Source organism: Chitinophaga sp. 22620 (genome assembly GCF_052044405.1).
Classification (GTDB): Bacteria; Bacteroidota; Bacteroidia; order Chitinophagales; family Chitinophagaceae; genus Chitinophaga.
The window spans coordinates 1-519 of record NZ_JBQEMV010000015.1; the positions used below are offsets into that span (position 1 = coordinate 1).

Annotated in this window: 1 protein-coding gene; it reads right to left on the reverse strand. The window is 56.3% G+C overall.

Features of this window, described 5'->3' with window-relative positions; translation table 11 throughout:
* Nucleotides 1–519, reverse strand: a 519-nt coding sequence (locus ACTJIK_RS25755) for an HYR-like domain-containing protein (protein WP_440650477.1), incomplete at both ends; no start/stop codon positions are given.

Sequence of the window (519 nt, forward strand, 5' to 3'; positions counted from 1 at the left end):
CCACGGTTACATTGGCCGGAGCCGGCGTTGTGAACACAGGCGGACGGGTATCACGAACGGTAAGGATCTGAATTACGGAGTCACGGTTACCGCACACATCGGTAGCGATCCATACACGGCGAAGCTGGTAGTTATTCAGACATGCACCGGCAGCCCGCACAGTATCCTGACGTTTGGTGATGGTCACAGCACCCATACAGGCGTCATTGGCTGTCAGATCCGGTTGAACCGGGATGGCGCTACATTCCACGGTCGCGTTAGCCGGAGCAGGAGTAGTAAACACCGGCGGACGGGTATCCAGTACAGTGATGATCTGTATTACGGAGTCACGGTTACCGCACACATCGGTAGCGATCCACACACGGCGGAGTTGATAATTATTCAAACATGCACCGGCAGCCCGCACAGTATCCTGGCGTCTGGTGACCGTTACGGAACCCATGCAGGCATCATTGGCCGTCAGATTCGGTTGGGCCGGGATGGCGCTACATTCTACAGTAGTGTTAGCCGGAGCAGGTG